Source organism: Ercella succinigenes (genome assembly GCF_900002895.1).
The window spans coordinates 39,037-46,928 of the sequence record NZ_CDHP01000028.1 but is presented as its reverse complement, the minus strand read 5'-3'; the positions used below and the strand labels follow the sequence as shown (position 1 = coordinate 46,928).

General features: G+C 39.4%; 5 protein-coding genes. 1 reads left to right on the top strand and 4 read right to left on the bottom strand.

Going from position 1 to position 7,892, the window contains the following annotated elements; genetic code table 11:
- Nucleotides 1-91: 91 nt before the first annotated feature.
- Nucleotides 92-1,822 carry an IS1634 family transposase gene (locus AC0KSB_RS07370; protein WP_472307828.1) on the bottom strand — a complete coding sequence of 577 codons (1,731 nt, stop codon included), beginning with the start codon at nucleotides 1,820-1,822 and terminating at the stop codon, nucleotides 92-94.
- Between the two features lie 336 nt (nucleotides 1,823-2,158).
- Between AC0KSB_RS07370 and AC0KSB_RS07365 the strand changes: the two genes are divergently transcribed.
- Nucleotides 2,159-2,989: an AraC family transcriptional regulator gene (locus AC0KSB_RS07365; RefSeq protein WP_472307826.1), complete on the top strand. Its 831-nt coding sequence runs from the start codon at nucleotides 2,159-2,161 to the stop codon at nucleotides 2,987-2,989.
- Nucleotides 2,990-3,169: 180 nt separating this feature from the next.
- On the opposite strand, the gene ppdK is transcribed toward AC0KSB_RS07365, so the two are convergent.
- The 3 genes from ppdK to rpoZ are packed head-to-tail and all read right to left on the bottom strand — an operon-like array spanning nucleotide 3,170 to nucleotide 7,879.
- The gene (ppdK, locus tag AC0KSB_RS07360) at nucleotides 3,170-5,809 is read right to left on the bottom strand and encodes a pyruvate, phosphate dikinase (RefSeq protein WP_472307824.1); all 2,640 of its coding nucleotides are present in this window, start codon (nucleotides 5,807-5,809) and stop codon (nucleotides 3,170-3,172) included.
- 58 nt (nucleotides 5,810-5,867) lie between these two features.
- Entirely contained in the window at nucleotides 5,868-7,262 is a 1,395-nt protein-coding gene (locus AC0KSB_RS07355; protein WP_472307822.1) for a glycine--tRNA ligase, read from the bottom strand.
- Complete coding sequence (gene rpoZ / locus AC0KSB_RS07350; protein ID WP_472307820.1) at nucleotides 7,259-7,879, bottom strand: DNA-directed RNA polymerase subunit omega; 621 nt, start codon at nucleotides 7,877-7,879, stop codon at nucleotides 7,259-7,261. The genes AC0KSB_RS07355 and rpoZ overlap by 4 nt, the downstream gene beginning before the upstream one ends.
- Between the last annotated feature and the right edge of the window lie 13 nt (nucleotides 7,880-7,892).

Here is a 7,892-nt window from a genome sequence, read left to right as displayed (position 1 = left end):
ACAGTTGAAAGCAAGAGAAATGCCGTAAACGGCTGTATTACAGACGTTTTCGGCATTTAGCATTGTATATAAAAGTGCGTAATGTCTACTTTTAACTTTTTGTCTTTTTGACGATTTTTTGCATCTCTTTTTTGGGCACAAACTCTAAATCAGTCCTGAATCCGAACTCATCATGTAGGGCATCTGTTATGTCAGTTCGAGTATAAGTGGGAATATATCCATCGTTATCCTTTAACAGAAAATTCATTCCACTAAGTGTTTTCACAATCATTTCACCGCTGGCCTTGTCATCAGACAGACGCAATTGGATCTTCTTAGTCAAGATTCGGTAGACCAGCAGTGCTATAAAACAGGTCAGGAAGTGAGCCAGAATACGATCATCTCGTTTTAGATAGACAGGTCTGGCCTTTAGTTCACTTTTCATAATTCGAAAACAGGCTTCAATTTCCCATCTGCCCTTGTTTACCGCAATAACACTTAACGGGTCATCGTCAAGATTAGTGCAAACAGCGTAAAAGCCGTCAAATCGAGTTTCTTTTGCAATTGATTCTTCATCCAGATAGTAAACATCTTTTTTGGCCAACTCACCCTCCTGAGTTACGGTCAATCTCTTAACAAACCGACAAGGATCATTTGCACCCTTTTTATTCATAGATGTTGGTTTGGCAACTTTTTCCTTGGCACGTTCGACTTGTTTGTCCCTAACAGCTTGCTGGTATAGCATATATTTGGGTGAAAATGTGACAATTATCTGCTGTTCTAACCCTTTCTCTTTAATCCAACGGCTCTTGTAGTAAAGATTATCCATCTCAGACGGATCATTAGGATTAATTTGACTCAGGTCATAGAGTTTGGTTGAGTGTTTAAGTTGCCAGCCTTTTGGATCTAAAGCCCAGTCCTGCAGATGCTTTTTCAGAATCTTCAAAGATTGTGTCACAATATATGCTCGTTCATCCTCGTTGTTGAACAGCCTGTTTTCGTGCGAAGCTAAACCGGCATCGGTGCACACAATGAATTTTGACAGTTTGAAATCCTGCAGAATCTTTTCTTCCAGTGGTTTTAGTGACGGTTGTTCGTTGTCGCTGCCATTAAATAGTCGGAACGCTAGTGGCAGACCGTCAGCATCCATGAATAACCCCATCTGCACAATAGGGTTGGGTCTGTGCTCTTTTCCCATACCGTATTCCTTAAGTCCTTCTTCCTCTTCTATTTCAAAATAATAGTTGGTGCAATCGTAGTACAGGATTTTGTCATTACGTTTGACGAGTTTTTTGCTGTTCTTATACAGTTCAGCTTGAAGATAGTCGTTGTTGTTGGCAAAAACTTCCAGCGCGCGATAGATCTGGTGCAATGCTGCATTTGGCTTTTCCAGATAATCCTGAGCACAGGTTAAGGCAGATCTTTTGGAGGATGGAAATAAAATTCTGGTTGTTAGCAGCATGTTAAGTACGTCACTCAAGCTGTATGTGATCTTGTAATCTTTTTCAATCTTTTGACAAATCTTACCAAGCCCCAATTGATGGTATAAAGATTGTAGAAATAGATAACCGCCCTTGAAACAATGCTGTTGATCTTTTGTTAGCTGTCTGGCACTGGAGTATTTGGCTACATACTCGAACTGCCCCTCTTTTTCCTTGCGGTTAAGCTCTTCAATATATGCATTAGCCCATTCTACTGGTTCTTGATTACCACATTTAGCAAGAATTTCCTCATGTGTACCAAGCTTCTCAACAATTCGAGTTGAACGTTTGCCGTTTTTCTTAATGTCCTTGATTACATAATATGAGGTTGCATTAGGAGATTTCACTGTATTTAAGCGCATGACTAGGCCCTCCTTTGCTTGTATTATAACACATTACGATACATTACGCAAGGAGAACTGTGTTAAATTTGACAGTTTTTTACATGAAAAAACCCGCTGTTGCGGGCTTTGCTCGGTGCTGCTATTGGTTTTTATCTGGTGGAAGTGTCAAACTCCCGTGTATATTTTTAAACACTTTTTTTACATTTTTTATTATTTGATATTTTTTAGATAATCATTAATAAACAATATTGACAAATCACAAAATATATTGGAAGATATGAATATAACAAAGATATTAAGCTGTGAAATATGTTGTGTGCTATTTTTAAAAAAATAATGAGTGAGGGATAAAACATGAATAATATGGTTTTTTCTGTTCTAAATGAAAAAGAAGCAAAATTTCCCTATCGAGTATATGGGGTAGGTTTTGACATTGATCAAAAACACCTTGTAAGAAGCAAGGGTTTTCCGGCATTGTTGTGGCTACAGACAAAAAAGGGATCTGGAAAGGTTGTTCTTGGTGATAAAGAATTTCTGTTAGGTGTTGATCAGGGAATGTGGATTTTCCCTGAAGAACCACATGAAATATATCCAGATGAGGGAGATTGGATTATTGACTGGATAGCACTTGTTGGAGAAGGAGCAAAAAATCTGGTTGCTGAAACTCTCCAGATAAATGAATCTTCAATGTATGCTGTTACTGATGGAGATATCTTGCGTCAATTAATTTTAAAAATCGCTCAGTCTGAACAGTCGGATGAGCCTATGAAGGAATACATTCAAACAGTTATTGTTTATGAGTTTTTGGTTGCTTTTTCTAAAGTTCAGGTTCTGGCAAGCCATAGCAGTCTTAGCACAAGATATGACAGAATAAAACCGGTTCTTAATTATATAGACGAGCATTACAGCGAATCAATTACACTTAAACAGTTGTCCGATTTACTTGATGTAACTCCACAGCATCTGTGTACTTTATTCCGTAAAATCATGAAAACAAGAATTTTCGAGTTCATTAATCTGGTCAGAATTAAAAGAAGCAAGGAATTGCTTGTAAGCGATCCTGATATGTCAATAAGAGATATTGCTCACAACAATGGTTTTGAAGATGTCAGCTATTTTTGCTATATATTCAAGCGTATAGAAAAAATGACTCCCGGTGAGTTTAGAAAATTAATCGTCCACTAAGAGTAAGTTGACTCTATTAAGCTAGTTTATGGATTGAAATTCAAATTTAGCACAAGTTTCTTCTAGTAATAAGCTAATATAAGATAAAAGAGACTATCTCATACCAATTACCTTGAGATAGTCTCTTTTTCTTTTAATTTTTCCGCTAAGTCAAAAAATATTTTTCAGAATATCTATTCTTTATTTTTGTCCTACAAGTTCGCCATCTGATATGGCTGCCTGAGCAGCGGCCAAACGAGCTATGGGTACGCGGAACGGAGAACATGAAACATAATTGAATCCTAATTCATGACAGAATGCAATTGATGAAGGATCTCCACCGTGTTCACCACAGATACCAAGCTTTAGATCCTTCTTTACAGAACGACCGTCGTTGCTAGCTATACGCATCAACTTGCCTACACCTGTTAAGTCAAGTCTTGCAGTCGGATCACTTTCAAAAATCTTTGTTTGATAGTATGAATCAAGAATTTTACCGGCATCATCTCTAGACAAACCGTATGTCATCTGAGTCAGATCATTTGTACCAAAGCTAAAGAATTCTGCTTCTTCTGCAATTTGATCTGCGGTTAAAGCGGCACGAGGAATTTCTATCATGGTTCCAACATGGTACTCCAGAGTTACATTACTTTCAGCTATAATCTTGTCTGCTGTTTTTACCACAATGTTTTTAACAAATTTTAATTCTTCAACGTCACATATAAGTGGAATCATGATTTCAGGTATTACATTGTGACCTTTTTTGTTAATTTCAATTGCAGCTTCAATAACAGCACGAGTCTGCATTTCAGCAATTTCTGGGTATGTTACAGCCAGACGGCAACCACGGTGACCCATCATTGGATTTAATTCATGAAGATCAGTAATAAGGCTCTTAAGCTCTGAAGCTGAAATTTTCAATTCTTTTGCCAGCTCCTCAATTTCTGAATCTTCATGTGGCAGGAACTCATGCAATGGTGGATCCAGGAAACGTATGGTTACCGGATATCCTTGCATTGTTTCAAAAAGACCTACAAAGTCTTCCTTTTGCATGGGCAACAATTTATCCAAAGCGGCACGTCTTGCTTCTTCAGTTTTGGCAACGATCATCTGACGGAAAGCAAATATTCTGTCTGCCTCAAAAAACATATGCTCTGTACGGCATAATCCTATACCTTCTGCTCCAAGCTTTAGAGCCATTTCGGCATCACGAACAGTATCTGCATTCGCTCTGATTTTTAAGGTTCTTAGTTCGTCAGACCATTTCATTATTGTGTCAAAATCTCCTGACAAACTTGCTTCTTGTGTTTCGATTGAGCCTGCATAAATCTGACCAGTAGATCCATCAAGAGAAATCCAGTCACCTTCATCAAAACGAGCACCATCAGATGTTGTAAAATAGCCTTCTTTTTCACGAATAGAAAGTTCTGAACAACCAGATACACAACATTTACCCATGCCACGTGCAACAACTGCAGCATGTGATGTCATTCCGCCACGTCCTGTCAAAATACCCTGCGAAACATTCATCCCTTGTATATCTTCAGGAGATGTCTCAACACGAACAAGTATTACTTTTTCACCTCTATCGCTGGCAGCAGTTGCCGTAGATGCATCAAAGTAAATTTGGCCGGTAGCTGCTCCTGGAGAAGCTGGTAACCCCTTACCTATTGATTTTGCAGCTTTCAAAGCTGAGGGAACGAATGTAGGATGCAACAATGCATCAAGTTGTTTAGGATCTATTTTTGCCAGAGCCTCTTCTTTGCTTATCATTCCTTCAGAAACAAGATCGACAGCTATCTTCATTGCAGCAGCGGCTGTACGTTTACCATTTCTGGTCTGTAGCATAAACAAGCTTCCACGCTCAATTGTAAATTCCATATCCTGCATATCGCGATAATGATTTTCCAGTTTTTCTGCGATTTGTGTAAACTGATTGTATACTTCAGGCATAACATCGCGAAGCTGGTCAATCGTCTGTGGTGTACGGATACCGGCAACAACATCTTCACCTTGAGCATTCATTAGGAATTCGCCATATAATTTATTTTCACCAGTAGAGGGATTTCGAGTAAACGCAACACCGGTTCCTGAAGTATCGCCCATATTTCCGTAAACCATTTCCTGAATATTAACAGCTGTTCCCCAGCTTCCAGGAATATCATTCATACGGCGGTAAACAATAGCACGTTCATTATTCCATGAACGGAAAACAGCTTTTACAGCAGCCATTAGCTGTTCGCGTGGATCTTGAGGGAAGTCTTCACCTTTAACACGGGCATAAAGTTTTTTATAGCGGTCAACAACTTCTTTCATTGCTTCAGCATCAAGATCAGTATCAAGTTTAGCATTTTTTGCTTCTTTAACTGCATCAAGCTCTTCTTCAAACAGGTTTTTACCAACTTCCATAACAACATCGCCAAACATCGCAATAAAACGACGATAGCTGTCATATGCAAAACGTGGGTTATTTGTCAGTTTCGCAAGACCTTCAACCACGACATCATTTAGGCCGAGATTTAGAATTGTATCCATCATTCCGGGCATAGAAGCACGTGATCCTGAACGTACAGAAACCAGATACGGATCTACAGGATCTCCAAACTTTTTACCAATCATCTCTTCTGTCTTAGCTAATGTCTTGAAAATCTCTTCTTCAATCTCCGGAGCAATAGATTGATTGTCATCGTAATAACGAGTACAAGCTTCGGTTGTGATGGTAAACCCTCTTGGAACAGGCAGTCCTAAACCTGTCATTTCTGCAAGATTGGCTCCTTTGCCACCGAGCAGATTACGCATTGAAGCGTTCCCCTCTGAAAACATGTAAACATACTTGGTCATTCGCAATTCCTCCTTGTGTGTAAATCCCTGTTTGGGAATGGTACCTTTATCAGATAGATTAAAATTCAAATTTGCCTTCAAAGTACTGATCAAGTTCTTCTATAGGCAATCTGATCTGTTTCATGCTGTCTCTTTCACGAATAGTAACGCACTTGTCTTCCAGTGAATCAAAGTCAAAAGTCAGGCAGTATGGAGTGCCTATCTCATCTTGTCTGCGATAACGCTTACCTATTGACTGGCGATCATCAAATTCGCAGTTATATTTTTTGCTTAATTGATGATATACCTTTACAGCTTCATCAGAGAGTTTCGCAGATAACGGCAACACAGCAATTTTAACCGGCGCAAGAACAGGAGAAAATCTCAAAACTGTGCGCACATCGCCGGGAGTAATTTCCTCTTCATCATAAGCGGCACATAAAAATGCAAGGGTGACACGATCAGCTCCTAAAGATGGTTCAACAACATAAGGTACATACTTTTTATTAGCTGTCGGGTCAAAATAGGAAAGATCTTCTTTGGAATATTCCATATGTTGCTTAAGATCATAATCAGTACGATCAGCAATCCCCCATAATTCACCCCAGCCAAAAGGAAAGAGAAATTCAAAATCTGTGGTTGCTTTAGAATAAAAAGCTAATTCCTCCGGATTGTGATCTCTGGTTCTTAATTCCTCATCTTTTAGACCAAGATCAAGGAGCCACTGATAACAAAAGGTTCTCCAATACTCAAACCATTCCAAATCTGTACCTGGTTCACAAAAAAATTCAAGCTCCATCTGCTCAAATTCACGTGTACGGAAAGTAAAATTTCCTGGTGTTATTTCGTTACGAAATGATTTTCCGATCTGACAGATGCCAAAAGGAATTTTCTTTCTTGTTGTTCTTTGCACATTTTTAAAATTAACAAAAATACCCTGGGCAGTTTCGGGTCGCAGATACAGCTCTGCCTTACTGTCCTCCGTAACACCCTGGAAAGTCTTGAACATCAAGTTAAACTTTCTAACATCAGTAAAATTATGTCCACCACAAGAGGGGCAAGGTACATTTTTATCTTTTATGTATTCTACAAGCTGTTGGGTTTCCCAACCATCTAAGCCCTCGACCTCTAATCCTTGTTCAGTACTGAAATTCTCAATTAACTGATCTGCACGGTGACGACTCTTACACTGTTTACAGTCTATGAGAGGATCGCTGAATCCACCAACATGCCCTGAAGCAACCCAGGTCTGAGGATTCATCAGAATAGCACAATCAACACCTGTGTTGTATTGATTCTCACGTACAAACTTCTGCCACCAGGCAGCTTTTACATTATTCTTTAACTCTACGCCTAAAGGACCATAATCCCAGGAATTAGCAAGTCCACCATATATTTCAGAACCTGGAAAAACAAAACCACGGTTCTTGGCTAGGGCAACTACTTTTTCCATGGATTTCTCGCCTGGTTTCATGCTTCTTCCTCCGAATTATCTATTGTCTGATTATTTATTAATTGTGTAGCTTCTACTGGGGGAGCAAGTTTAAAAGGTAAATCATCATTTGAGCTTGATCCAGCATAATCAGCATTGATGTTTGCAGTACTGCTGTACTGATTTAACTGTTCATCTGCTTCAGAATCTGCCACGGAATGATTCTCCCCTTCAGATGTATAAACTTCTTTTTCAACGTTTTCAGTTCCTAGTGGCTGCAGATTCATTAAAGCTTCACCAATTAAAGCTGCATCATCTGCACCCAAAGGTTGATTATCACTGACGGCAGTTACCTTATCCAATTCCTCTTTTATCGCATCCGCTGTGCTTGCTTGTTCAGCAGCAGCCTGAGCAGCCAGTCTGGCAGCCTCTATTTCTGGACGCAAAGGTATATATGCTTTCACTTGACCGCGTACGCAAGCTACCTTATTTGCACCTAACTCTTCACATGCAACTGTTACAAGATTAGGCGACGTGGATTGATTCAGCGGTTGTGCTCCATTTACAAGTTGTCTGGCTCTTTTGGCTACCAGAACCGCTAAGATATAGCGATTATCAACTTTAGGCAATAATTGTTCCATCGGTGGTTGCACCAGCATCAGAAAATCCTCC